The organism is Streptomyces sp. NPDC097640, from assembly GCF_040302705.1.
GTDB lineage: Bacteria > Actinomycetota > Actinomycetes > Streptomycetales > Streptomycetaceae > Streptomyces.
Map to the genome: position 1 here is coordinate 20,374 of NZ_JBEOSB010000041.1, position 25,452 is coordinate 45,825.

General features: G+C 70.4%; 20 protein-coding genes. 16 read left to right on the forward strand and 4 right to left on the reverse strand.

Features of this window, described 5'->3' with window-relative positions; translation table 11 throughout:
• Window positions 1–82 precede the first annotated feature (82 nt).
• The 3 genes from ABTY62_RS42600 to ABTY62_RS42610 all read left to right on the forward strand — a co-directional run bounded on the left by ABTY62_RS42600 (window position 83) and on the right by ABTY62_RS42610 (window position 4,115).
• A complete protein-coding gene (locus ABTY62_RS42600) occupies window positions 83–1,171 on the forward strand; it encodes a DUF1996 domain-containing protein (protein WP_352134752.1) in 1,089 nt (362 codons plus the stop codon).
• A 93-nt stretch (window positions 1,172–1,264) separates the two neighbouring features.
• Entirely contained in the window at window positions 1,265–3,013 is a 1,749-nt protein-coding gene (locus ABTY62_RS42605; RefSeq protein ID WP_352134753.1) for a discoidin domain-containing protein, read from the forward strand.
• 61 nt (window positions 3,014–3,074) lie between these two features.
• A complete protein-coding gene (locus tag ABTY62_RS42610) occupies window positions 3,075–4,115 on the forward strand; it encodes a LacI family DNA-binding transcriptional regulator (protein WP_352134754.1) in 1,041 nt (346 codons plus the stop codon).
• A 3-nt stretch (window positions 4,116–4,118) separates the two neighbouring features.
• Here the strand turns inward: ABTY62_RS42610 and ABTY62_RS42615 are convergent, their stop codons facing one another.
• Window positions 4,119–5,426 carry an ROK family transcriptional regulator gene (locus tag ABTY62_RS42615; protein WP_352134755.1) on the reverse strand — a complete coding sequence of 436 codons (1,308 nt, stop codon included), beginning with the start codon at window positions 5,424–5,426 and terminating at the stop codon, window positions 4,119–4,121.
• Window positions 5,427–5,610: 184 nt separating this feature from the next.
• Here ABTY62_RS42615 and ABTY62_RS42620 point away from each other — a divergent pair, with 184 nt between their 5' ends.
• The 11 genes from ABTY62_RS42620 to ABTY62_RS42670 all read left to right on the forward strand — a co-directional run bounded on the left by ABTY62_RS42620 (window position 5,611) and on the right by ABTY62_RS42670 (window position 19,637).
• Window positions 5,611–6,930, forward strand: coding sequence for an ABC transporter substrate-binding protein (locus ABTY62_RS42620; RefSeq protein ID WP_352134756.1), 1,320 nt, complete (start codon window positions 5,611–5,613; stop codon window positions 6,928–6,930).
• A gap of 14 nt (window positions 6,931–6,944) precedes the next feature.
• Window positions 6,945–7,943, forward strand: coding sequence for a carbohydrate ABC transporter permease (locus ABTY62_RS42625; protein WP_352134757.1), 999 nt, complete (start codon window positions 6,945–6,947; stop codon window positions 7,941–7,943).
• A complete protein-coding gene (locus ABTY62_RS42630) occupies window positions 7,936–8,808 on the forward strand; it encodes a carbohydrate ABC transporter permease (RefSeq protein ID WP_352134758.1) in 873 nt (290 codons plus the stop codon). The genes ABTY62_RS42625 and ABTY62_RS42630 overlap by 8 nt, the downstream gene beginning before the upstream one ends.
• Before the next feature lie 29 nt (window positions 8,809–8,837).
• A complete protein-coding gene (locus ABTY62_RS42635; protein WP_352134759.1) occupies window positions 8,838–10,208 on the forward strand; it encodes a GH1 family beta-glucosidase in 1,371 nt (456 codons plus the stop codon).
• A 42-nt stretch (window positions 10,209–10,250) separates the two neighbouring features.
• The gene (locus ABTY62_RS42640; protein WP_352134760.1) at window positions 10,251–11,231 is read left to right on the forward strand and encodes a threonine ammonia-lyase; all 981 of its coding nucleotides are present in this window, start codon (window positions 10,251–10,253) and stop codon (window positions 11,229–11,231) included.
• A 237-nt stretch (window positions 11,232–11,468) separates the two neighbouring features.
• Entirely contained in the window at window positions 11,469–12,506 is a 1,038-nt protein-coding gene (locus tag ABTY62_RS42645; RefSeq protein ID WP_352134761.1) for an ABC transporter permease, read from the forward strand.
• Window positions 12,503–13,399, forward strand: coding sequence for an ABC transporter permease (locus ABTY62_RS42650; protein ID WP_352134762.1), 897 nt, complete (start codon window positions 12,503–12,505; stop codon window positions 13,397–13,399). The genes ABTY62_RS42645 and ABTY62_RS42650 overlap by 4 nt, the downstream gene beginning before the upstream one ends.
• 70 nt (window positions 13,400–13,469) lie before the next feature.
• Complete coding sequence (locus tag ABTY62_RS42655) at window positions 13,470–15,086, forward strand: ABC transporter substrate-binding protein (RefSeq protein ID WP_352134763.1); 1,617 nt, start codon at window positions 13,470–13,472, stop codon at window positions 15,084–15,086.
• Entirely contained in the window at window positions 15,086–16,915 is a 1,830-nt protein-coding gene (locus ABTY62_RS42660) for a dipeptide ABC transporter ATP-binding protein (protein WP_352134764.1), read from the forward strand. Before ABTY62_RS42655 ends, ABTY62_RS42660 begins: the two co-directional genes overlap by 1 nt.
• Entirely contained in the window at window positions 16,912–18,378 is a 1,467-nt protein-coding gene (locus tag ABTY62_RS42665; RefSeq protein WP_352134765.1) for an amidase, read from the forward strand. Before ABTY62_RS42660 ends, ABTY62_RS42665 begins: the two co-directional genes overlap by 4 nt.
• A complete protein-coding gene (locus ABTY62_RS42670; protein ID WP_352134766.1) occupies window positions 18,375–19,637 on the forward strand; it encodes a metal-dependent hydrolase family protein in 1,263 nt (420 codons plus the stop codon). The genes ABTY62_RS42665 and ABTY62_RS42670 overlap by 4 nt, the downstream gene beginning before the upstream one ends.
• A 69-nt stretch (window positions 19,638–19,706) precedes the next feature.
• Here the strand turns inward: ABTY62_RS42670 and ABTY62_RS42675 are convergent, their stop codons facing one another.
• Genes ABTY62_RS42675 through ABTY62_RS42685 form a run of 3 tightly spaced genes read right to left on the reverse strand, consistent with a single transcriptional unit; the run spans window position 19,707 to window position 24,399 of the window.
• Window positions 19,707–21,209: an AMP-binding protein gene (locus ABTY62_RS42675; RefSeq protein WP_352134767.1), complete on the reverse strand. Its 1,503-nt coding sequence runs from the start codon at window positions 21,207–21,209 to the stop codon at window positions 19,707–19,709.
• Window positions 21,206–23,515, reverse strand: a complete 2,310-nt coding sequence (locus ABTY62_RS42680) for a CaiB/BaiF CoA-transferase family protein (protein ID WP_352134768.1) — start codon at window positions 23,513–23,515, stop codon at window positions 21,206–21,208. The genes ABTY62_RS42675 and ABTY62_RS42680 overlap by 4 nt, the downstream gene beginning before the upstream one ends.
• 17 nt (window positions 23,516–23,532) lie before the next feature.
• Window positions 23,533–24,399 carry an alpha/beta fold hydrolase gene (locus ABTY62_RS42685; RefSeq protein WP_352134769.1) on the reverse strand — a complete coding sequence of 289 codons (867 nt, stop codon included), beginning with the start codon at window positions 24,397–24,399 and terminating at the stop codon, window positions 23,533–23,535.
• A 126-nt stretch (window positions 24,400–24,525) separates the two neighbouring features.
• On the opposite strand from ABTY62_RS42685, the gene ABTY62_RS42690 reads away from it, so the two are divergent.
• Together ABTY62_RS42690 and ABTY62_RS42695 are read left to right on the forward strand one after the other, a co-directional pair.
• On the forward strand, window positions 24,526–25,008 hold the full coding sequence (locus ABTY62_RS42690) for an FAS1-like dehydratase domain-containing protein (RefSeq protein ID WP_352134770.1): 483 nt from the start codon (window positions 24,526–24,528) through the stop codon (window positions 25,006–25,008).
• 10 nt (window positions 25,009–25,018) lie between these two features.
• Complete coding sequence (locus ABTY62_RS42695) at window positions 25,019–25,450, forward strand: hotdog family protein (protein WP_352134771.1); 432 nt, start codon at window positions 25,019–25,021, stop codon at window positions 25,448–25,450.
• Window positions 25,451–25,452 lie beyond the last annotated feature (2 nt).

Sequence of the window (25,452 nt, forward strand, 5' to 3'; positions counted from 1 at the left end):
CCGCACCCCACGGCGCAGCGGATCCTCGCAGTGCCCGGCCGCCTGACCACTTTCGCCTTCTCTCCATGTGGCAGGAGTCTCCATGGCACGGAGATCGAAGATCCTCTCAGGAACCCTGATCGCAGGCGCGCTGCTGCTGACCTCGCTCGGGCTCGGTGGCATCGCGATGAGCGCCGAAGCGCCCCCGGCGCGGCCCGCGGGCGGCATCACGGCCGCCCACGCGGGGCACGCCATGGCGGCGCCGTCCGCCTCCTCGCCCGAGGACCCGGACGGCGACGGCTATATCCCCGCGGACCCGCCGGTCACCGGCGTCACCCCGTCCACGAAGGAGCCGCCCCACCGCTACTTCCACGAGTTCCAGGCCAACTGCTCGGTGAGCCACACCAAGGCGGACGACCCCATCGTGTATCCGCGGCAGCCGGGCGCGTCCCATGACCACACCTTCATGGGCAACACCACCACCGACGCGGCCAGCACCACAGCCTCCCTCGACGCCGGCCGCACCACCTGCAAGGCACCGGGGGACAGGTCGGGCTATTGGATGCCCACGCTCTTCCAGGGTGACCGGCCGGTGCTGCCGGTCGGCCCGCAGACCATCTACTACAAGGCGGGCGTGACCGACTACACCAGCGTGCGGCCGTTCCCCAAGGGGCTGCGGTACGTGGTGGGAAACCCGATGCAGAGCGCCGAGGAGTTCCGCCGCCACCCCGGCTTCGTCGAGGGCTGGGAGTGCGGCGACAGCTTCTTCAACGTCGAGTTCCCCAAGGACTGCCCGAGCCGGGCGGACGTCCAGCTCAACATTCGTTTCCAGGCGCCCAGTTGCTGGGACGGCAAGTACCTGGACACGCCCGACCACCGCAGCCATATGGCGTACCCCGTGGTCAACCCCGGGACGAACAACAATGTGTGCCCCGCCGACCACCCGGTCGCGCTGCCGATGATCGAGTTCAAGATGGCCTTCCCGGTCAACGGTGACCTCTCCCAGGTGAGGCTGGCCAGCGGCCGGAGCTGGTCGTTCCACTACGACTTCTTCAATGCCTGGGACGCGCCCACGCTCAAGGCGCTCGTCGACCACTGCGTCGTCGGGGGGCTCCAGTGCGACGCCCGCGGCTACGACCAGACCCACCCCGAGGCCGGAGCGGCCCTCAACGACCACTACGAACTGCCCTGAACCATGGCCCGGCCGCCCGGGTGGACACCGGCGCGGCCGGGCCGCTTCCGCTTCCCCCCCCCACTTTCCCCACACCCCGAAAGACACCCCACCATGACCCGGACCCGTACCGTTCCACGCCGCATCGCGGCGCCCCTCACCGCCGGCCTGCTGACCGCCGGTGCCCTCGCGCTGCCCGGCCAGCAGGCACACGCCGCCGGAAGCGTCGTCAAGGTCGCCGGCGCCCCCGGCGACTGGCGGCTGACCGTGGACGGCCAGCCGTATCAGATCAAGGGCCTGACCTGGGGCCCCGCCATCGCGGACGCCGACCGTTACCTGCCCGACCTGCGGACGATGGGCGTCAACACCATCCGCACCTGGGGCACCGACGCCACCAGCAAACCCCTTTTCGACTCCGCGGCCGCCCACGGCATCAAGGTGATCGCCGGTTTCTGGCTACAGCCCGGCGGCGGGCCGGGCAGCGGCGGCTGTGTGAACTACCGGACGGACACCGCCTACAAGGACCAGATGCTCGCCGAGTTCCCCAAGTGGGTCTCCGCCTACAAGGACCACCCGGGCGTGCTGATGTGGAACGTTGGTAACGAGTCGGTACTCGGCCTTCAGAACTGCTACACCGGCGATGAGCTGGAACGACAGCGTGACGCCTACACTACGTTCGTCAACGACATCGCCAAGAAGATCCATGGCATCGACCCCGACCACCCGGTCACCTCCACCGACGCGTGGACCGGCGCCTGGCCGTACTACCAGAAGAACGCCCCCGACCTCGACCTGTACGCCGTCAACTCCTACAACGCCGTCTGCGACATCAAGGCCACCTGGGAACAGGGCGGCTACACCAAGCCGTACATCGTGACCGAGACCGGCCCCGCGGGGGAGTGGGAGGTCCCCGACGACCCCAACGGCGTGCCGCAGGAACCCACCGACCAGGCCAAGGCCGAGGGCTACACCAAGGCGTGGAACTGCGTCACCGGCCACAAGGGCGTCGCGCTCGGCGCCACGATGTTCCACTACGGCACCGAGGACGACTTCGGCGGCGTCTGGTTCAACCTGCTGCCCGCCGGACAGAAGCGGTTGTCGTACTACGCGGTGAAGAAGGCGTACGGCGCGGACACCTCGCGCGACAACACACCACCGGTCCTCTCCGGACTGGCCGTGGACGGCGATGCCACCAAGGTGGAGGCAGGCCGCCCCCTGACGCTTACGGTCAAGGCCACCGACCCCGACGGTGACGCCATCTCCTACCAGGTGCTGGGCAGCACCATGTACATCGACAAGGACAAGAAGCTCACCCCGCTGCCCGCCGCCGACCTCGGCGGCGGCCGCCTGAGGGTCACCGCGCCTGACCGGCTCGGCGTGTGGAAGGTCTACGTCAAGGCCACCGACGGCAAGGGCAACGTCGGCATCGAGACCCGTTCCGTACGGGTCGTCCCACCCGCCGTGAACGGCACCAATGTGGCCCTCGGCAAGCCGGCCACCGCCTCCTCCTACCAGACGGGCGGCGGCGACTGCCCCTGCACCGCCGCCAACGCCGTGGACGGCAGGACGGACACCCGCTGGGCCGGCGACTGGAGCGATCCGCAGTGGCTCCAGGTGGACCTGGGGGCGTCCACCGCCTTCACCCACGTCCAGCTGGCCTGGGAGGCCGCCTACGCCAAGGCGTACACCATCCAGACCTCCGACGACGGCCAGAGCTGGCGGACCGTCCGTGAGGTGACCGACGGCAACGGCGGCGTCGACGACTTCGACGTCTCGGGCACCGGCCGCTACGTCCGTGTCCACGGCACGGCCCGTGGCACCGGCTACGGCTACTCGCTCTACGAGTTCGGCGTCTACCGCTGACCCGTGGCGGGGCGGGAGAGCGCTCTATGACGCCGGGGCGCGCTGCCACTAGGGTGCGGGCATGAACCGACAGGCCCCGACCTTGGAGGATGTCGCCCGGGAGGCCGGTGTCTCCCGGGCGACCGTCTCCCGGGTCGTCAATGGCGTCCGCAATGTGGATCCGGCCATCCAGGACCTGGTGCGCCTCGCGATCGAGAGGACCGGCTACACGCCCAACCGGGCGGCCAGATCGCTGGTGACCCGGCGAACCGGGACCGTTGCGCTCGTCGTCTCCGGGGTCGGCGAGCCCTCGGAGAAGGAGCAGAACGCTTTCGCCGCACGGGTGTTCACCGACCCGTTCTTCGGCCGGGTGGTCGGTGGGGTGGTCGGATTTCTGCGGCCCCGCTCGATGCACCCGGTGCTGATGTTCGCCGAGTCCTCCGAGGCCAGGCAGGAGGTGCTGAGGTATCTGCGGCAGGGGAACGCGGACGGCGCCCTCGTGGTGTCGACCCATTCCGGCGATCCGCTGCCCACGCTGCTGGCCGAGGCCGGACTGCCCGCCGTGCTGTTCGCCCGGCCCGCGCGACCGGTCGCGCTCAGCCATGTGGACCTTGCGCACTGGGACGGCGGCCGCCTCGCGGCCGAGCGTCTGCTGGCCCGGGGGTGCCGGAGGGTGGCCACCGTGTCGGGGCCGTCGACCGTGTCCGCCAGCCAGGAGCGGCTCGCCGGGTTCCGCGACACCATGGCCCGCGGGGGCCATCCGTACGTTCCGGTGGCCGAGGGGGGCTTCACACTGGACAGCGGGGTGACGGCGATGACGGAACTGCTCACCGAACATCCCGATGTGGAAGGAGTGTTCGCCGCCAACGACCTGATGGCGCAGGGAGTCTGCCAGGTGCTGAGGGAACGCGGCCGACGGGTGCCGGACGATGTCGCGGTCATCGGCTTCGACGACTCCGGCGTGGCCGCCACCTGCCGGCCGCCGCTGACCTCGGTGCGCCAGCCGGTGGAGGACATGGCGGCGACGATGGCCCGGCTGCTCGACGAACACGTGCGGGGCATGCGGACCGAGCCGACCTCGGTCCTCTTCGAACCGGAGCTGGTGGTACGGGAGTCGGCGTAGCCCTCACACCAGTCGCGTGCCAAGGCTGGTGCGCCACCCGGGGGCCGGCTCCGGCGCGGGGGGTGCGGGCAGCCGGCGCCCGCCGCGTGCGAAGAAGTCGGCGAGCGGCAGGGTCGCGGCGCCCACGGTCACCGCGTCGGGCCCCAGCGCGCCCAGGTCGATGCCGACACGTCCGGAGGGGTACGGCAGCGCGTAGGACAGCGCGTGGCGGCGCACCGACTCCAGGAAACGCGAGCCGAGCTGGAGACCGGCCCAGCCGCCAACGAGGATGCGCTCGGGCTGGAAGAGATTGATCAGGTCGGACAGCCCCGCGCCCAGGTACTCCGCGGTCTCGTCGAGGACGGCGGCCGCCACCGGGTCCGGGGCGCCACCGTCCGCAGGGTAGGCGCCGGCCAGCATCGCCGTCAGGGCGGTCTCCTCGTCGGTGTCGGGCGGCGGCTGCCCGCCCGCCTCCTGCCAGCGCTCCAGCAGTGCTTCCGCGCCCGCGTAGGCTTCCAGACAGCCCAGTGCCCCGCAGCGGCACCGCCGGCCCCGTACCCGCACGGTGAGGTGGCCCCACTCCACCGCCCGGCCGTGCTCGACGTCATCGGTGACGACGCAGGCGCCGACGCCCGACCCGAAGAGGACGACCACCGCGCTGCGCGCACCGCGCCCGGCGCCGAACCACATCTCGGCCTGGCCCAGCGTCTTGGCGCCGTTCTCGATGAAGTAGGGCACCTGCTGGGGCAGATGACCAGGGCGGCGCAGCATCCGTTCCAGCGGGACCGCTTCCCAGCCGATCGGGGTGCAGTGCACCACCGCGCCGTCCTCCTCGGAGTGTTCGATGATTCCCGGGGTGCCGATGCCGACACCGAGGATCTGCCCGGGGGTGAGCCTGGCAGTGTTCAGGACCTCGGTGATGCCGTCTCGGATGTGGCCCGCGATCAGTTCGCTGTCGTAGCGGTCCGGGCGGGCAGTCCCGCGCGTGGGCAATGGCCGCTCCGCGCGGCCCTGTTCGGCCAGCGACAGATCGAACAGCTCGACACGGACCCGGGTCTCGCCGACGTCCACCCCGATCAAGTGGCCGCTGCGCGGGGCGATGCGCAGCAGCGTGCGGGGGCGGCCGCCGTCGGAGTCGACGCTTCCGGCCTCCTCCACCAGCCCCTCGGTGAGCAGTTCGGTGACCACATTGCTGATGGAGCCTGAACTCAGCCCGGTCGCTGGGGCAAGCGAGAGGCGGCTCATCGGCCCGTCGAAGAACAACCGGCGCAGCACGGCGGTGCGGTTCTCCCGCCGCAGGTCACGCACCGTGCGGCTGTTGTGTGCAGCCACCTGACCTCCTCAAGTCCCGGATCCGCGTAACAAGATACCTACTGCCGGATCTCTTGACGCGCCTTTCTCTTGAGGTTTAACTCACGTCGTAAATTAAGCCATGAGGGGCTTCGGGAGTTGAACGCACATAGACGTGCCCGGGCCCTCTTCGGCGTACTCGACTCGGAAAGGGACACCTGGAGCCATGCGCAGCATCCGAGCCGCGGCCATCGGCGCCGTCACCTTGTCACTCGCCATTGCCGCCACGGCCTGCGGAGGCGGTTCGTCCACGGCCGGAAACGGGTCCAACGACTCGCCGAAGACGCTCACCTACTGGGCCTCCAACCAGGGCGCGAGCATCAACGTGGACAAGAAGGTCCTCCAGCCCGAACTCGACAAGTTCAAAGAGCAGACCGGGATCACCGTCAAGCTGGAGGTGGTGCCCTGGTCGGAGCTGCTGAACCGGATCCTCACCGCGACCACCTCCGGCCAGGGCCCCGACGTGCTGAACATCGGCAACACCTGGAGCGCCTCACTCCAGGCATCCGGGGCCCTGCTGTCATGGGACGCCGAGAACTTCGACGCGATCGGTGGCAAGGACCGCTTCGTGGACTCGGCCCTCGGCTCGACGGGAGCGCAGGGCCAGGACCCGGCCGCCGTACCGCTGTACTCGATGGCGTACGCGCTCTACTACAACAAGAAGATCTTCGCCGACGCGGGCATCGCCAAGCCGCCGGCCACCTGGGACGAACTGGTCGCGGACGCCAAGAAGATCAAGCAGCGCGGCGCGGCGGCGCTGGGCGCCGAGGGGGCGAACCTGTCGGAGAACATCCACCACGCCTTCGTCTTCGCCAAGCAGCACGGCGCTGACTTCTTCACCGCCGAGGGCAAGCCGGACTTCACCTCGGACGGCGCGGTCGCCGCGGTCAAGCAGTACGTCGACCTGATGGCCAAGGACAAGGCCATCCCGCCGGGCAACGCCGAATACGCCCAGAACCAGTCCCTCAGCGACTTCGCCAAGGGCAAGACCGCGATGGTGCTGTGGCAGACGGCCTCCGCCACCTTCAAATCGCTCGGCATGAAGGACGACGAGTGGGGCGTGGCCCCGGCGCCCACCCCTTCCGGCACCCCCGGCACCGGCACCTCCGTCAACTCGATGGTCGCCGGCATCAACATGGCCGTCTTCAAGAACACCGACAACCACGACGGCGCGCTGAAGTTCGTGAAGTTCATGACCAGCGACGCCGAGCAGAAGATCCTCAACAAGGCCTACGGCTCCATCCCGCCGGTCAGGGCCGCCCAGTCCGACCCCGCGTTCAACAGCCAGGCCACGACCGTTCTGCGCGACACCCTCGCCAAGAGCGCCGAGGCCCTGCCGCAGGTCCCCCAGGAGTCCCAGTTCGAGACGGCGGTGGGCACAGCCGTCAAGGAACTGTTCGCCGACGCCGCCGCCGGACGCGCCGTGACCACGGAGTCGGTGAAGGCACGGCTCCACAAGGCCCAGCAGCAGATGCCGGCGAAGTGACCGCGGACATCCCCATGACCACCACGACCGCCACCGCACAGGTCGACAAGCAGGCGGCGCCGGGGAAGACCCCCGGTGCGGCGCGAGGCCCGCGCCGCACCGGGCGGATCCGCCGCATGGCACTGCCGTACCTGCTGCTCCTGCCGGCCCTGCTGCTGGAACTCCTGGTCCATCTGGTGCCGATGGCGATCGGCATCCTGATGAGCTTCAAGGAGCTCACCCAGTTCTTCATCCGCGACTGGACCACCGCCCCCTGGTCCGGCTTCGACAACTACCGGCTCTCGGTGGACTTCGACGCGCCGGTCGGCGAGGCGCTGCTCCACTCGTTCCTGGTCACCTGCGGATTCACCCTGCTGTCGGTCGGACTGTGCTGGCTGCTCGGCACCGCCACCGCCATCTTCCTCCAGGACACCTTCCGCGGCCGCGGCCTGCTGCGCACCCTGTTCCTCATCCCGTACGCGCTCCCCGTGTACACCGCCGTCATCACCTGGGCGTTCATGTTCCAGCACGACAACGGCCTGGTGAACCACGTCCTGCACGACCAGCTCGGCCTCACCGACAAGCCCTCCTTCTGGCTCATCGGCGACAACAGCTTCATCGCGCTGCTGACCGTCTCGGTGTGGAAGGGCTGGCCGTTCGCGTTTCTCATCGTCATGGCCGGCCTACAGAACATCCCCCGGGAGCTCTACGAGGCGGCAGCCCTCGACGGTTCGGGTATGTGGCAGCAGATCCGCCACATCACCCTGCCCTCGCTGCGCCCGGTCAACCAGGTGTTGGTGCTGGTCCTGTTCCTGTGGACGTTCAACGACTTCAACACGCCGTTCACGCTGTTCGGCAAGGCGGCGCCGGAGGCCGCGGATCTCATCTCGATCCACATCTACCAGTCGTCGTTCGTCACCTGGAACTTCGGCACCGGCTCCGCCATGTCCGTCCTCCTGCTGCTCTTCCTCCTCGTGGTGACGGGCGTCTACCTCCTGCTGACCTCCCGACGAAGGAAGACAGCCGATGTCTAGCGCCACATCCAAGCCCCGCTCACCGATGGCCGCCCCGCGATCCTTCCTCTGGGCCCGCCGGATCTTCCTCACCCTGCTCACCGGCTTCGTCCTGGTGCCGGTGTACGTGATGATCTCCAGCTCCCTGAAGCCGCTCCAGGACGTGTCGGGGACGTTCCGCTGGCTGCCCAGCGGGCTGACCGTCCGCCCCTACATCGACATCTGGTCGACCGTCCCGCTCGCCGACTACTTCGTGAACTCGGTCATCGTGGCGAGCGCGGCCACGGTCTGCTCGGTGGTGATCGCGGTCTTCGCCGCCTACGCGGTCAGCCGCTACCGCTTCCGGGGCAGGCGCGTGTTCACCGTCACCGTGCTCTCCACACAGATGCTCCCCGGCATCCTCTTCCTGCTGCCCCTGTTCCTCATCTACGTCAGCATCGGCAACACCACCGGCATCGCCCTCTTCGGCTCCCGCGGCGGCCTCATCCTCACCTATCTCACCTTCTCGCTGCCGTTCTCGATCTGGATGCTCATCGGGTACTTCGACTCGGTCCCGCGCGACCTGGACGAGGCCGCGCTGGTGGACGGCTGCGGCCCCCTCGGCGCACTGCTGCGGGTCGTCGTCCCGGCCGCCACCCCCGGCATCGTCGCCGTGGCCGTCTACGCCTTCATGACCGCCTGGGGCGAGGTGCTCTTCGCGTCCGTGATGACGAACGAAGCCACCCGCACCCTCGCCATCGGCCTCCAGGGCTACGCCAGTCAGAACGACGTCTACTGGAACCAGATCATGGCCGCCTCCCTCGTGGTGAGCGTCCCCGTGGTCGCGGGATTCCTCCTGCTCCAGCGCTATCTCGTCGCCGGACTCACCGCCGGAGCCGTGAAGTGACCGGCCATCCCCTCTCCGAAAGGACGTACGTGTCCGAACTCCTGGACCTCACAGCCCTCCCGCACGACTTCCTCTGGGGCACGGCCACCTCGGCCTACCAGATCGAGGGAGCCGTCGCCGAGGACGGGCGGTCGCCCTCGATCTGGGACACCTTCTCGCACACCCCCGGCAGGATCGCGGGCGACGACCACGGCGACGTGGCCTGCGACCACTACCACCGCTGGCGCGAGGACATCGGCCTGATGAAGCAGCTGGGCACCAACGCCTACCGGCTGTCCATCGCCTGGCCGCGGGTGATGCCGGGCGGCGACGGGCCAGTCAACGCCAAGGGCCTGGCCTTCTACGACGAGCTGATCGACGGTCTGCTGGAAGCGGGCATCACCCCCTCCGTCACCCTGTACCACTGGGACCTTCCGCAGGTGCTCCAGGACCGGGGCGGCTGGCCCGTGCGCGACACCGCGGAGCACTTCGCCGCGTACGCCTCGGCGACGGCCGACCGCCTCGGTGACCGGGTCCGCCACTGGACCACCCTCAACGAACCGCTGTGCTCGGCCTGGATCGGCCACCTCGACGGTGTGATGGCGCCCGGCCTCACGGATCTGACCGCAGCCGTCCGCGCCTCGTACCATCTGCTGCTCGGCCACGGCCTCGCCACCCAGGCGATCCGGGCCGCCGCACCGGGCGCCGAGGTCGGCATCGTCAACAACCTCTCCACCGTCCACGCCGCCACCGACCGGCCCGAGGACCTGGCGGCCGCGCGGCGCATGGACGGCCACACCAACCGCTGGTGGCTGGACCCCGTCCACGGCCGCGGTTTCCCCGCGGACATGCGCGAGGTGTACGGGGTCGAACTGCCGGAACACCCCGGCGACCTGGAAACCATCGCCGCGCCCCTGGACTGGCTGGGCCTGAACTACTACTTCCCGGTCACCGTCACCGACGCCCCCACCGCCCCGGCTCCCCACGCCCACGGCATCCGCCGCCCGGACGTGCCCCGCACCGGCATGGACTGGGAGATCGACCCCACCGGCATCGAAACCCTCCTGCTGCGTCTGACCGACGAATACGGCGCCCGCAAGCTGTACGTCACCGAGAACGGCTCCTCCTACCCCGACGTCATACGCCCGGACGGCACCGTCGACGACCCCGAGCGCCAGGACTACCTCATCCGACACCTCGCGGCCTGCGCCTCGGCCGCCCGCAAGGGCGCCCCGATGGCCGGCTACTTCGCCTGGTCGCTGCTCGACAACTTCGAGTGGGCCTACGGATACGACAAGCGCTTCGGGCTCGTCCACGTCGACTACCGCACCCAGGCCCGCACCATCAAGGGGACCGGCCACCGCTACGCGGAGATCATCCGCGGCCATCGTGACCAGGCCCGCCCAGACCTGGGTGCTTGATCAAGTCATTGAACACGGTCGGCGGCGCTACGCTGCTGTGCCATGCAGGAGACACGCCTCGACACTGCCCGGATCCGGGCGGCTCGCCGGGTGATCGACCCGATTTTTCTCGACACTCCGCTGTACCGCTGCGAGGCGCTGGAGCCGGCCCTCGGGTGCGCGGTGAGCATCAAGCTCGAAACGGCGAACCCGGTCCGAAGCTTCAAGGGCCGCGGCACCGAGGTGGTCGCGAGCCTGCTCGCCGACCATGGCTCGCGAGACGTGGTGTGCGCCAGCGCGGGCAACCTCGGCCAGGCCCTCGCCTGGTCCGGTCGCGGCCGGGGGCTCGACGTCACCGTTGTGGCATCCCGCTTCGCGACGGTGGCCAAGCTCGACCGCATCCGCGCACTGGGCGCCAGGCTGGAACTGGTCGACGGCGACCACGAGATGGCGCGCGAGCGGGCCGCGGCCATCGCGCGCTGCGACGGCATCCGGCTGGTCGAGGACAGCCTGGACCTCGAGACCTGCGAGGGCGCGGCGACCATCGGCCTGGAGCTGGTGGACGCCGCGCCGTCGTTCGACGCCGTGCTGATCGCTCTCGGCGGCGGCGCACTGGCCACCGGCGTGGGTCATGTGGTGAAGGCCATGGCGCCCGAAGCCGAGGTGATCTGCGTCCAGCCGCTGGGCGCACCGGCGATGACACACTCGTGGCGCCGGCGGCGCGTCGTCACCACCGACTCGACCGACACCATCGCCGACGGCGTCGCCGGCCGGTGTCCCATCCCGGCCGTCCTGGACGACCTCCTGCTGGTCGCCGACGACGCCGTCCTGGTCCAGGAGGCGTCGATCATCGCCGGTATGCGGATGCTCCTCGACCACGCCGGCCTCGTCGTCGAGCCGTCGGCCGCGCTCGGCATCGCGGCGATCCTCGAAGACCGCGACCGCTTCGCCGGCCGACACGTGGTCACCATCGTGTGCGGCAGCAACGTCGACGTGGACGCCTATCACCGCTGGGTCGGTGCGGCTCCCGTCCACAGGCCTTGACGATGACTCGTTCGGCGCGGCCGCGTACCTCCACCGCCGCGGCGATCGCGGGCCGAGGCTGACGCACGATCAGGCGCCGGACACCCTCCCCTCCCGACGCACAGGGGTCCGCTGAGCGGGACGAGTGGCTTCGCCCTCCGTATCCGAATGGGCAAGGTACCGCTCACCATCCGCCGTACTCAGTACGTATCCCGCAGGGGACCGCACTCAGTACCCATCCCAACGGGAGGCCCTGGGATGCAGCATGTTTCCGGGCTGGGCCCGCGCGGTCGGCCCCTCGCGGCCGTGGCCGCGGGCCCGGTGAGGTGGGCGACGAGCCTGCCGCCGCTGATACCGTTCGTCGCCCGACGAGTCCTTCGTGGACTGGCCGTCCTGTTCGTCCTGTCGGTCGTCGCGTTCGGGCTCGTCCGGCTGCTTCCGGGTAATCCGGCGGACGTTTTGGCCGGACCGTACTCCGACGCGGCGACCCGGGCGCGGCTGGCGGAGGATCTCGGACTCAACCAACCGGTCACCGAGCAGTACCTGCTGTGGCTCGGCAGGCTGCTCCACGGTGACTTCGGTCTCTCGGTCTACAACGGTATGCCGGTCCTCGAGCTCATCAAGGAACGACTGCCGAACACCTTGGAGCTGGCCCTGGCCGCCACGGTGGTGTCGGTCCTGTGGGGCGTGCCGGCCGGTGCGATCGCGGCCCTTCGCCAGGGCCGGCTCTTCGACCGGCTGGCTCGAGGGTCGGCCTTCCTGGGACTGGCGACTCCGGTGTTCGTCTTCGGCCTCTGCCTGATACTGCTGGTCTCGTTCGTCGCTCCGACGTGGCCGACCGTCGGGTTCGTGACCTTCTCCGACGATCCGGTGCGGAACCTGCAAAGTGTGGTCCTGCCGGCGCTCGCCCTGGGGCTGCCACTCGGTTCGACCCTGTGCCGGTTCATGCGCACCTCGATGATCGAGGTCTACGAACAGGACTACATGCGCACCGCGCTGGCGACCGGGGCGACGCGGTGGGAGTCCACCCTCCGGCACGGGCTGCGGAACGCGTCGGGGCCGGTGGTCACGGTGGCCGGGCTCCAGCTGGCCGGTCTGGTCGGCAACTCCCTCCTGATCGAGAACGTCTTCGCGATCCCGGGCATCGGCCAGCTCACCGTGAACTCGCTGCTACAGAAGGACTATGCGGTGACCCAGGCCTGCATCCTGCTGCTCGGACTGACCTACATCGTGATGAACCTCGTGGTGGACCTGCTCCACCGGCTGATCGATCCCAAGGTGGGTGATGCGCGATGAGCCGGTCGCCGGTGGACTCCGACGTGCCCGTGGACCCGAACCCGGAGGAATCCACGGTGGACGGATCCGGGCCCCGCCCCAGGCGGCGACGTATCCGGCCGGGCGTCGGCGTCGCTTTCGGTCTCGGCATCCTGGTGCTGCTGTTCGCCATGGCGTACGTGGCGCCCCTGATCCGGCCGTTCTCACCGAGCGAGGTGGCCGGAGCGCCCTTCTCCCCGCCGGGCGGGACCCACTGGCTGGGCACGGACGACCTGGGGCGGGACTATTTCGTCCGACTGTGCGTTGCCGGGCGCACCTCGCTGTCGATCGCGCTGGCAGGTTCGCTGCTGGCACTGGTGGCCGGTTCGGCCGTCGGGTTCGCGGCCGGCGTCGGTGGCAGGTGGCTGGACACCCTGCTGATGGGCGGGGTCGACCTGCTGCTGTCGTTCCCCTCGCTGCTGCTGGGGCTCGCGGCGGTGACCGTCTTCTCGCCCTCGACGACGACCCTGATCGTGGTGCTGTCGCTGGTGTCGCTACCGCACTTCGCACGCATCGTGCGGGCGCGGTGCCTCGAACTCCGCGAGCTGGAATTCGTGCTCTCCGCGCGGATCTCCGGAGTCCGGTCCTCCGTGATCGTCCTGAAGCATCTGCTCCCCAATGTCCTTCCTCTGATGATGGTCCAGCTCGCCAACTCGGCGGCCATCGTCATCCTGCTGGAGTCCGCGCTCAGCTACCTCGGCCTCGGGGTTCAGCCACCCACCCCGAGCTGGGGCCGGATGGTCGCCGAGGCGCAGAACTATCTGACGGACTCACCGTGGCTCGTCCTCGGCGCCGGTGGAGCCCTGCTGTTGTCCTCCATCGGATGGGGACTCATCGGCGAGGGCTTCGCGATTTCACGCCGCTCCGTCGTGTGACCCGTGCCGTGCACAGCGGCAGCGATCAAGTGTTTCCTCCCCCAGGTCACGGAAAGAAAGAAGCCTCACCATGACATCACTCAGGCCGGTCGGGAGACTGGCGGTCACCGTCGCGGCGGTCACCGCCATGGCGACGGCACTCGCGGGTTGCGGAGGCGGAGGCCAGGCGCAGTCCCGTACGGGAGGCGGCAAGCCGCACCGCGGCGGCACCCTCGTCGTCGGCGACGAGAGCCAGCCACTGAGCGGGCTCGACCCCATCCTGGCCCAGGCGCTCGACGCGAAGCGCATGGCCGCACAGTTCTACGAGGGTCTCCTCTCCCTCGGACCCGACGGCACCTCCCTGCGGCCGGCACTGGCGACCTCATGGAAGCAGACGACGCCGACAACCTACGAATTCACACTGCGCCACAACGTCAGGTTCCACGACGGCCGGGTGCTGAGCGCCAGTGACGTGGCGTTCAGCCTCAAGCGGATCGTCGATCCCGCGGTGCACTCGCCGTACGCGTCGCTCTACAAGTTCAAGGACGTGACCGCACCCAGCGCCGACAAGGTCGTGGTGAAGCTGGCCCAGCCGCAGTCGTCCCTGCTGCACCTGCTCGCCCAGCCCTGGAGCGCCGGCATCGTCAGCGAGCAGTGGGCCCGGTCCCACTCGGCCAACGACCTCAAGACCAGGGAGAACGGGACGGGGCCTTACAAGCTCTCGGAGTTCCGGGAGGGCTCCCTCATCAAGACCATTCGGTTCGACGGATACTGGGACCGGTCGAAGCCGTACATCAACGAGATCGACTACCGGGTCATGCCCGACGAGGCCACCCGGGTGCAGGCCCTCCAGTCGGGGACCGTGGACACCATCCAGGTCTCCTTGCCGAAGAACGCGGCCTCGCTCAAGAAGCGCGGGTTCACCGTGGGCGACAGGCACGACGTCGGCGCGTACTGGCTGGGCCTGAACACCCTGAGCGGTCCACTGGCGAACGAGAAGGTGCGGCAGGCGATCAGCCTCGGCATCGACAGGAAGCAGCTGATCAGCATCGGATCGCAGGGGGCCGGCGTCGACTCCGGGGTCATCCCGGCCGGGGACCCGGTCCTGTCCGGTGACAAGGTCGACAAGGGCGACAAGGGCGACAAGGCTGACCTGCCCAACGCCGAGTACGACCCGGCCGAGGCGAAGCGGCTCCTCGACCGGTCGGGGGCGGGAACCGTGAAGCTCAAACTGGCGATCCGGTCGAACCGGCCGGACAAACTCGCCACCGCGCAGCTCATCAAGGAACAGCTGTCGAAGATCGGCGTGACGGTGGACATCGTCCAGATCCCCTTCGAGCAGCTGATCGGCAACCTGCTGTCCGGCAAGTGGAACGCCGACATGATTCAACTGACGTCCTCTCTCAACGCCGATGCGAGTCAGTACCTCAGCCTGTGGTTCGAGAAGGGCGCGAAGTCGACGAAGGTCGACGACCCGGTGCTGTGGCGGAGGATGTCGGACGCCATCCAGAAGGCGGGCAGTGACCAGGACCGCGCCCGGATGTACAAGGAACTGAACCGGTACGTGGCACAGCGGGTGTACGTCCTCGTCCCGTATGCCTCACCCACCGTGTACGACGTGTGGTCCGGCAAGGTCGCGGGGTTCAGGACCGAAGCGTCCAGTACCCGGATGTTCCTCAAGGACGCCTGGATCGCGACGGAGCGGTGATGAACGTCGCTGCCGTGGACGGCACGGGGAAGACGGACGTACTGCGGTTCCGTGATTTCAGCATCCGATACGGCACGGCCCCGCCCAGCGTCCGTGGGATCGACCTGACGGTCCGGGCCGGGGAGATCGTCGGTCTGATCGGGGAGAGCGGGAGCGGGAAGACCTCCGTGGCGATGGCCTGCCTCGGACTGCTGCCGAAGCAGGCGCGGGTACACGCCGATCTGTTCGAGGTATGCGGCACCGACCTGGCAGCCGCGGACGAGAGGGCGCTGACGCGGCTGCGCGGCGGCGACGTCGCGATGGTCTTCCAGGACGCCATGGGAGCGCTGGACCCGAGCATGCGGGTCGGCCGGCAGATCGGCGAGGTACTGGCGCGGCACCGTGGTCTGAAGGGCGGGGCGCGGCACCAGGCCGTGCTCGATCTGCTCCACCGGGTGCGGGTGCCGGAACCGGAACGCAGGGCACGCCAGTATCCGCACCAGCTTTCCGGTGGACTTCGGCAGCGAGTGGCGATGGCGCTCGCGCTGGCCGGCGAACCACGGCTGCTCCTGGCCGACGAACCGACGACGGCGCTGGACGTCACGGTGCAGGCGGAGATCCTGCGGCTGCTCAGGACGATCCGCGACGAGTTCGGTGTCGCCATCCTGCTGATCTCGCACGACATCGGCGTGATCGCGCAGACCGCGGACCGGGTCGCCGTCATGCGGGACGGCGAGATCGTCGAGACCGGCACCGCCGAGGAGGTGCTGGTGCGTCCGGTCTCCCCGTACACGAAGATGCTGCTGGACTCGGTGCCCAGGGTGGGCGGTCACCTCCGGCACCGGCCGGAGGACGCACCGGTGGGCGACGCCGGTCCGGACGGCGCCGCGCTTTTCGCGGTGGACGGGTTGAGCCGCAGTTTCCGCTCGCGGGGCCATGCCGTGCACGCGGTCCGGGACGTCTCCTTGCGTGTCGGCAGGGGAGAGGTCCTGGGCGTCGTCGGCGAGTCCGGTTCGGGCAAGAGCACCCTCGCCAAGATGCTGGTCCGGTTGGACCGGCCCACCTCGGGCCGGCTGGAGATGGACGGGGCCGACTACGGCAGGCTCCGGGGCAAGCGGCTCAAGGCCTTCCGGCGTGCCGTGCAGATGGTGTTCCAGCATCCGGCGGGTTCGCTGAACCCGAAGCTGAGGGTGGCGGCCTCGGTGCGCGAGCCACTGGCCACGAGCGGTGTGACCGGTGACGAGGCGCGTCGGCGGATCGGCGAGGTGCTGGCGGAGGTCGGCCTGCCACCGGAAGCAGCGAGCCGGCTGCCCCACGAGTTCTCCGGCGGCCAGAAGCAGCGCATCGCCATCGCACGCGCGATCGCGGCCCGGCCCGAGGTCGTGGTCCTGGACGAGCCGACCTCGGCGCTGGATGTCTCCGTGCAGGCGCAGGTGCTGGATCTGCTGCTCAGGATCCAGCGAACGGAGGAGTTGACCTACCTGTTCATCTCCCATGACCTTGCGGTGGTCCAGGCCATCTCCGACCGGGTCGTGGTGATGTACGCGGGCCGTGTCGTGGAAGTCGCGGAGACGGACACCCTGTTCGCTTCGCCGGCGCACTGGTACACCAGAACGCTGCTCGAAGCCGTTCCGTCGCCCGATCCGCGTGACCGGCCCGACGCGGGCGCGGCGCGCTCGGCGGACGAGGCCCCGCGCGACCAGCAGGGACAGGGCCAGGGGTGTGCGTTCGCGGCCCGGTGTCCCCGGGCCGAGACACGTTGCCGGCTGGAGACTCCGGAACTGTCCGCGGTGCGGGCGGGGCATGCGGCCGCCTGCCACTTCCCCGCAGATGAGGAGATCCGCGCATGAGGGTGTCGGCCGGCCTGGACGCGGTGGCCCAGGCGGATCTGGTCCGGCGGGGTGAGGCAGCGCCGAGAGAGCTGGTCGAGGCCGCCATCGAGCGCATCGAGGCGACCGATCCGCAGATCAACGCCATCACCCACCGGCGCTACGAGCAGGCGCTCGACGAGGCGGGGCGGATCCGCGGGGACGCGCCGTTCGCGGGAGTGCCCACGCTGGTGAAAGCGCTCAACGACAGCAAGGGCGATCCGGCGAACTACGGGTGCGCGTGGGTGGCCGGGCACGGCCGCGTCGCCAGGGAGGACGCGGTCATCACCCGACGGCTCAGGCGGGCCGGCTTCGTTGTGGTCGGCCAGACCTCGACTCCGGAGTTCGGCCTGCTCTCGGTCAGCGAGAGCGGCGTCCACGGGGTCACCCGGAACCCCTGGCGCACCGATGTGACGTCCGGTGGTTCGTCGGGCGGCGCGTCGGCCGCGGTCGCCGCGGGCATGGTGCCCGTGGCGCAGGGCGGCGACGGCGGCGGGTCGATCCGGATGCCGGCCGCGTTCTGCCATCTGCTCGGCCTGAAGCCGAGCGTGGGGCGGATCAGCGCGGGCCCGGGCAGGCCCAGCAGATGGGGACACAGCGTCCCCGCCGTGGTCACCCGGACCGTACGCGACACCGCCGCGGTCCTCGACGCGGTGAGCGGTGGCGCGCCGGGAGACCGGGGCGGGCCCGCCCCCCTTCCGGCGGACGGCCTGGCCGCCCTGGTCGGCCGCGATCCGGGAAGGCTCCGGATCGGTGTCCTCGCCCATGCCCCCGACCATGCCCCGCAGGTCGCGCCCCCGGTACGGGAGGCGGTGCTGGACACCGCCCGGATACTCGAGCGGCTCGGACACGAGGTCGAGCACGCCTATCCCGAGCCGATGCTTGACCCCATGTGCCTGAAGGCGTTCTTCGACGCTCTCAGCGTCACGGTGGTGCAGACCGTCGAGGCGCTGAGCGCGGAACTGGGGGAGCGGCCCGGCCCGGACGACCTTGACGCCGTCACCCGGTTCTGGCTGCGGCGCGGCAGCGAGATCACCGGGCTGGAGCTCGCCGAAGCCTTCGCCTGGCAGGAGAGGCTGCGCGCCGACATGGCCGACTGGTGGCTCCGATTCGACCTGCTGCTGAGCCCGGTGTTCGCCACGCCGCCGAAGCCGGTGGGCTGGCCATGGCAGGAAGCCGATGGCCTGCGGAAGTCGGTGGACGTGCTCACCTTCACCGCGCCGTTCAACACGACCGGGCAGCCCGCGATCGCGGTTCCCGCCCACCTGACCGAGTCCGGCGAGCCCATTGGGATCCAGCTGGCGGCGGCCTACGGGCGGGAGGACCTGCTCGTCTCCGTGGCGGCACAGCTGGAGGCAGAGCGTCCCTGGGACTCGCTCCGTCCTCCGGTCTTCGCGGACGACATGCCGATGCCGCGCCTCTCGCGGGACAGGAGTGGAAGATGACCGAGAATCTCGCACACCGATCGCCGGTGCCCACGGTGTTCACCGGCGCCCGGGTGATCGACGGAACCGCTGCCGCTCCCGTCGACGCGGCGGCCGTGGTGGTGGAGGACGGCCGGTTCACCTATGTCGGGCCGGAGACCTCACGGCCGCGGATCGACGGCGCGGAGGTCATCGATCTCGGCGGACGTACGCTCCTGCCGGGGTTCTTCGACTGCCACCTGCATTTCCTCATGGACAGCAACGCCGATTTCACGGGGAGGCTGCTGACCAACCGCCCGACGGTCACCGTTTTCGAGCGGGCACGGCGCATGCGTGAGACGTTGCATGCGGGAATCACGACGGCGCGCGACCTCGGCGGCATCGATGCCGGCTATCGGGACGCGGTGGCGCTCGGCCTGATCGAAGGGCCCCGGCTGCACGTCGCGGTGAGGCTGATGAGCCACACCGGCGGGCATGCCGACTTCAGCCTGCCGACCGGGTTCGACCCGTCGGCCCTGCTCGAGCCGTTCAGCGAGCTCGCGGACGACCCCGCTCAGGTCCGGTTGGCGACGAGGCGGCTGCTCCACGACGGTGCCGATGTCATCAAGATCTGCGCGACGGGCGGTGTGAACAGCCCGAGCGACCAGCCCGAGGACGAGGGCCTGACCGTCGAGGAGATCGCGGCGGTCGTGGACGAGACCCGTCGGCATCGCGGGCGCCCGGTCGCCGCCCACGCACAGGGCGCGCAGGGCATCAAGAACGCCCTGCGTGGCGGCGTGACCAGCATCGAACACGGCTATCTCATCGACGACGAGGGCATCGATCTGATGCTGGAGAGGGGTGCGTTCATCGTTCCGACGCTGTCGACCTTCCACGTCGACCCGGGACGCTTCACCGCCGCGGCCTACGAGAAGAAGATGCGCATGGCCGAAGCCGCCATGGACCGGCTGGGTGAGGCGGTCCGGCGCGGAGTGAAGGTGGCGCTCGGCACCGACGCGGGCGCCGTTCCGCACGCCCGGAACCTCCGGGAGCTCGGGCACCTGGTCGAGCTGGGCCTGTCACCGCTGGAGGCCATCCGCGCCGGGACGCTGAACGCCGCTCGGCTGATGGGGCTGGACGAGACGCTCGGCACCATCGAGCCGGGAAAGACCGCCGACCTCATCGTGTGCGACGGCGACCCGGTGGCCGACATCGATCTGCTCGGCGACCCGGCGAACGTGGTGCTGGTGATGCAGGAAGGCCGGCCGGCCAAGCGCACGCTGTCCGAGGCCGTACGGTAGGGAACCGGCTCGTCGCGACCGGCGGTGGACGCGTCCCGCCGCCGGTCGCGCGCAGAGCGCGGCAGGCGTTCACAGCCGCTCGGCGGTGCGGTCCCACGTGCCCGGGGCGACGCCGCGCTCCCGCAGCTCCGCCTTGCGTATCTTGCCCGTCTCGGTGAGCGGCAGGGCGGGGACCATCTCGATGTACCGGGGCACGGCGAAGGACGGGAGCTCACGCGCGCAGTGCCGGGCGAGGTCCGCCGGGTCCAGCGTGCTGCCGGGCCGGACGACGACCGCGACCATGACCTCGTCCTCGGCCAGTTCCGAGGCCACCGGGAACGCGGCGGCCTGGAAGACCGCCGGGTGGGAGCGGACGGCCGACTCCACCTCGTACGAGGAGATGTTCTCGCCGCGACGACGGATGACGTCCTTGATGCGGTCGACGAAGCGGAACCAGCCGTCGGGTTCGTGGACCACGCGGTCGCCGGTGCGGCGCCAGGAGTCGGGTGCGGGTTCCGGCTCGCCCAGGTAGCCGGTGCAGAACGCGTACTCCTGGTGGCTGCGCACGACGAGTTCGCCGGGCGTACCGTCGGCGACGGGATCGAGGGCTTCGTCGACCACCCGCGCGGAGAAGCCCGCGCGCAGGGTACCGATGTAGCCGGGCCGGTACTCCTCGGGTGTCGCGCCGATGACGAGGTTCGTCTCCGTGGAGCCGAACCCGTCGACGAGGGTGACCCCGAAACGCTCCCGAAAGGGCTGCCACACCGGCGCCGGGGTCGCCGGGGAGAGCCCGCGCCACGCCTGATGTGCCCGGTCCTGCGGCCCGGGCGGCTGCGCGAGCAGCATCGGGATCATCGCGCCGAGCAGATAGACGGCCGTGGCACGGGCTTCGGCGACCTGCGTCCAGTAGTGCGAAGCGGAGAACCGCCCGCCCACAACACAGCTCGCGCCCACCGTCATGGCGTGCGCGAGCGTGTTGAGCGCGTTGGTGTGGAACAACGGCAGGCAGGTGAACAGCACGTCGTCGCGGGTGAGGCGCAGGGCGCCGGACACATTGCGGCCCCATCGGACGAACTGGGCCTGCGGGCAGCGCACACCGCGCGCCGCCCCCGTGGTTCCCGAGGTGAACAGGATGGCGGCGGTGTCCCGCGGACGGACCGGGGCGGGACGGATCGCCTCGGTCCTGCCGGGGAGCGGAGCGTGCTGCCCGCCCACCTCCCAGACGACCCCGCGATGTCCGGCCGAGACGGCGTGGATCGCCAACTCCGCCTCAGCGTACAGGAACCGCGGTTGCGCCGCCCGCAGCACATGCCGCAGCGACCGGCCGCGCAGCGCCGTGTTCAACGGCACCGCCACGGCTCCGAGCCAGGCACAGCCGAGGACCAGGTCGACGAGTTCTGTCCGGTTGGACATCAGGGCCGCGACGCGGTCGCCCGGCCGGCAGCCGAGTTCGGCCAGCGCCCCGGCCATGGTGGCCGCGGCCTCGCGGGTCTGCGCGTACGTCCGCGTCGTGTCTCCTATGCGCAGGAAGATCCGGTCACCGAACTTCTCGCCCGCGGCCTCGACCAGAGCCGGCACGGTCAGGCCGTTCAACGCAGCACTCCGGCTTCGCGCAGGCGCTTCACCCGATCCGGGGTGAAGCCGGCCACCTCACGCAGTACCGCGTCGGTGTCGGCGCCGAGCACGGGTGCGGCGCTGCGGACGGAACCGGGCGTGCCGGTGAGGCGGATGGGCACACCTTCGTGCAGAAAGGCCCCCGCGGCCGGGTGCTCTCCACGGACGTAGAACTTCCGCGCCCTCAGCTGCGGGTCGTGTTCCGCCAGATCGCGGCCGTCCTGCACCGCCCCCGCCGGAATCCCCCGCGCCTGAAGCAGCTCGGCCGCCATGTCGGCGGGAAGGCCCCGTGCCCATGCGCCGAGCACGCCGTCGATCAGGGTGGCCTCCCGCCTGCGGCCGTCCGCTGTGCGCAACCGGTCGTCGGCGGCCAGATCGGGACGCTCGATCGCCTCGCACAGGGCCGTCCACTCCTCGTCCGAGCGGACACTGACGGCCAGCCAACGGTCCGCGCCGAGGCACCGGTACACCCCCTGCGGGCTCCATCGCGGGTGCGTGTTGCCGGTCGGCGACCGTGACGACGTCAGCAGACTCGTCCCCAGGTGCGCGGTGACCGCCTCGAGCTGGGACAGGTCGATGTGCTGTCCGCGGCCCGTTTCCGTGCGGTGTTCGAGCGCGGCGACCGTGGCCAGCGCCGCCTGGAGGCCGGCGACGATGTCGCCGTGACCGTAGATGAGGCCGACCACATCGTCCGGCCCCCAACCGGTCAGCCCGGTCAGTCCCGAACCGGCCGAGACGGTGTCCGCGTACGACACCCAGCCGGCCCGTGGGCCGGTGTGGCCCATGCCCGACATGCTCACGTAGACGAGGCCCGGGTTGATCTCGCGCAGCACGTCGTAGCCGAGGCCGAGCTTGCTCATCACCGTGGCACTGAAGTTCTCCACGAGGACGTCGCAGGAGGCGACCAGCTCGCGGAGCACGGCGACGCCGTCCTCGGTCCGTGTGTCGAGCGCGATGCTGCGCTTGTTGCGATTGGTCTCGTTGAAGTAGCCGTTGGTGTTCGGGTCGGTGTGCTCGCCCCGGGAGAGGTGCATGAAGGGGGCGAACCGGGTGGGGTCGGGACGCCGGACGGACTCGACCTTGATGACGTCCGCGCCGTGGTCGGCCAGGACCTTGGTGCAGTACGGACCCGCCAGCACCCACGTCAGGTCCAGCACCCGTACTCCGTCCAGGGCGGGCAGGCCGCGTGCGCCGCTGTCGCCGACCGGGGGCGTCGCGCGCCGCTCGTCGAGCAGGACCTGGTCGGCGCCGGGACCTGGCACGGTGAGTGAGGTGACCCTGCGGCCCTCGGGGAACGCGAACGGGAAGCCGAGGTCGGTCCGGCCCCCGGCCTCCGTGAAGAACTTCCGCGCGGCGAGCTGTGGATTGCCCGGCAGTTCGGGCGGCAGGTCGACGGCCGCCCAGGGCAGTTTCCTGGCCTGGGCCCGCTCGGCGAAGTCGGCCTTGGGCCAGGTGCCCACGAAGTCCTGGACGACCTTGAACACATGGCCCTGGTGCTTCTTGCGCTCGACCGGATCCTGCCACCTGGGCTCCGTCAGGTCCGCCTCCGCGCCCTCCTCGCACAGCCAGGCCAGCAACGCGTCCCACATGCGTGGGCTGCCGCCGAGTCCGCCGCCCACGTACCCGTCGGCGGCGCGGAACAGCCCGTGCGGGACCAGCGGGTGCACCCGCCCCGGCCGTGGCGGTACCCGGTCCTCGTGCAGGTAGGCGAGGGTCCCCGCCTCCAGGGCCGCCGCGACGCAGGCCTGGGCGGAGACGTCGATGAGCTGCCCCGGCCCCCGGCGCCGTGCCCGGAGCCCGAGCAGGACGGCGATCGCCGCGTTCACGCCCGCGAGATGCTCGGCCTGGTCCTGCGGCAGACGCAGCGGCGGGCCGTCGGGATCGCCGGCCTGCGCGAGCATCCCGCCCAGCGCGGCCACCACCAGATCGGTGCCCTGCCAGCCGCTTCGGGGACCGACCAGCCCGAAGGGGGTGACCCGCACATGGACGAGGTGGTCGAGGCCCTCGGCCGCCGCCTCCATGCCGCCGGGGGTGCCGTCGAGAAGGACGTCGGCGCCCGACAGCAGGCGGCGCAGCCCGGCGGGGGACGCCGCCGGGTCGATGGTCACCGAGCGTTTTCCGGCGTGCCAGTGGGTGAAGGCGTCCCCGTCGAGCTCGCGTCGCGTCTCATCGCCTTCCGGGGGTTCCACCAGCACCACCTCGTAGCCGAGTCCGACCAGAAGCCGGCCGGCGAACCGGGTGAACGGGCTGGTCAGCTCGACGACGCGCGGGATCGATGCGGTCACGTGTCCTCCGTTCTCCGTCAGTCGTGGTGCTGGTTCAGGAAGCCCGTGACGACGGTGTAGTAGTCGTGGGGCCGCTCTTCCTGGGGGTGGTGGGAGGCGTGACTCATCACGTGCAGACTGCCCTTGGGGATCATTCGGGCGAGCATCAGGGGGTAGTCCGGGGTCAGGAAGGCGTCGTACATCCCCCACAGGAAGAGCGCGGGGGCTTCGATCCGGCCGAGCTCGGCGGACAGGTCCTGCCAGTCCCCGCGCGGGTTGTCCGACGCGCCGGCGAGGGCGGTCTCCTCCGGGTCGAGGCTCTGCTCGTAGCGCAGCGTCACGGTGCCCTCGGGCACGGCCTCCGGGTCGTACCACTCCAGGCGCCCGATCAGGTCCCGCATCTTCTGCCGGGACGGGCCGTCACCGCCGTAGTACACGTCGCGGGCGTTGCGTCCGCGGCGGCCGCCCTCCGGCAGCGGGGCGAGCGGGCCGTGGAAGACCGGCATGCTGCCCGTGATGACCAACGACCGTACGCGCTCGGGGTACTTGGCGGCCAGGTTGAGCGCTATCGTCCCGCCCCACGAGTTGCAGACGAAGTCGGCGCGCCCGACACCGAGGGAGTCCATCAGCGCCACGGTCCTGGCCGCGTGGTAGTCCCACATCGGACCCTTGATCACCGGCTTCGCCGACTTGCCGTACTGAAGGATGTCCACCAGGAAGCAGCGGCGGTCCGCGGCGAACAGCGGAGCCGCCTGCCCGAAGTCCGACCAGCCGGTGCATCCCGGGCCGCCGCCGTGCAGGAAGATCGTCGGGCTGCCCTCGCCCATCTCGATGTAGTGGTACTCGACGCCGTCCGCCTCCGCGTAGGCGCCCTGTGGGGGCGTCTGAATGGCCATGAGATCCATAGGCGGATGGTGTCGGGCCGCCGACCGCCGGTCCAAGCGAAGCGGTCCGCTCAGCGGGCCGGATCCGTGGTTGCCGCGGCGCGGCGTCCCCTAGCGTTCCGGCATCCGATCGATCACGGAGGTGGCATGCCCCCCACCGAACTGGACCTTGCCGAGGAACGGGCACGGGCGGCCCTCGGGCGGTGGGAGCCGCGCTCCCTGGGCGTCGTACGGGCCGAGAGCGCCGCCGAGTTCGCGCGGGCCGCGGGGGAGACCACGCCGCGACTCGTCGATTCCGGCCACCCGGCGTTCGTGGTCCACCCCATGTACGTGGTCAGCCTGTTGCGTGCCGAACCGGGACCGGACGCCCACGAGTTGCGGCCCGACGGGATGTACCGCGACGAGGTGCCCGGGACCGACGGCCTCGATGTCCGCCTCATGGCCGGCGGGCAGGAGGTGCGGTGGACCGGCGACGTGCGGCCCGGCGACCGGATCGATGTGCGCCGTGCCGTCACGGCCGTCGAGCGCAAGGGTGTCGCGCCGGGCTTCCTGCTGATCACCGTCGACAAGGCGTACTCCACCGGGCGGGGGCTCCTCGTCACGGTCACGGAGAGGTTCATCGTCCGATGAGGGATACCGCGTGCTCGCCCGGTTGAGCGTGGGGCAGCCGGTGCCACCGGTGGAGCTCGTGCCCGACGAGATCATGCTGCTGCGCTTCGGCGCGGTCACCCGCAACACGCACCGCATCCACTACGACACCGCCTTCGCGCGGTCCGAGGGCCTGGACGGGCCGGTGGTCATGGCACAGCTCCACGGCTGCCTCTTCCAGCGGACGGCCGCGGGTTTCGCGGGCCCGGCGGGCCGGGTGCGCGAGGTTGCCTGGCAGAACCGGGCGCCCGCGTATCCCGGCGACCGGCTGCGTGTGAGCGGCACCGTTCGGGAAGCGGACCCCGTCACGGGCGAGGTCACCCTCGACCTCGTAGAACACCGTTTCCCCGGCGAGGCCGCGGACGGCGACGGCCCCGGCGGCATCGTCTGCTGCCGGGGCCACGCGGTGGTCGTCCTGGGCTGATA